A 770-nucleotide genomic window follows, 5' to 3' on the forward strand; every position below is an offset into this window, starting at 1 on the left:
CTCATACGGCTTTCCGATGTTCGTCATTCATGTGCATGCAGATTACAATAGCGTTTTAAGTCCACATTGAAGGGACAATGCTTTCACTTCGCGGAACGATCCCATCCATCGAGAGCGTTGACGTTTCTTGGCATACCATCTTGTGAGTCGCTGGAGAATGTACCAGTCCAGCTTGGCCATCATCTTTTGGCTGTAGGCGGTATAGTAATAATTGCGCCAACCCTGTATCTTAGGGTTCAAGTACTCCACATGTTCGTGGAATGATTTGTGACGCATTCTCGGCGGTGCTAGTCGTTCTTTCACGACCTCTCTGATCCGCTCCTCAGCCTTGTGGCACAACCACTGCTGGGTCGTGTAGTATACCTTGCCTTTGGATGTCTCAGCTTTCGTCTTTCGATGATGCATGCCCAGAAAATCGAAGCCTTCTTCTCCTGTCCATAACCCGACGATGCGCGTTTTGGTGGGATGCAGCGTTAACTCTAGGCGTTCCATAATTACTCTAATGAGCTCATATGCCCGATCCGCATCCTTCTTCGTTTTGCAGATCACCACAAAGTCATCTGCGTAACGAGTCAGTTCCCCAACCTTGTTGCCATGTCGCTCCCACAGGAGGTCGAAGTAATTTAGGTAGATGTTCGCAAGCAACGGGGAGATGACCCCACCTTGCGGTGTACCTAAGTCCGAGCGTCTTACGTTTCCTTCCTCCATAACTCCCGCACCTAACCACTTCCTCACCAGCTTCAAGATTCGCCGGTCGCTGATTCGCATTT

At 49.7% G+C, this 770-nt stretch carries 1 protein-coding gene; it reads right to left on the reverse strand.

Features of this window, described 5'->3' with window-relative positions; genetic code table 11:
• Window positions 1–42: 42 nt before the first annotated feature.
• Window positions 43–770 (reverse strand): reverse transcriptase domain-containing protein (locus IEW11_RS24735; protein WP_268237444.1); only part of this gene is annotated, 728 nt, incomplete at its 5' end.

Source organism: Paenibacillus abyssi, from assembly GCF_014640295.1.
In the GTDB taxonomy this organism is placed as follows: Bacteria; Bacillota; Bacilli; order Paenibacillales; family Paenibacillaceae; genus Paenibacillus_D; species Paenibacillus_D abyssi.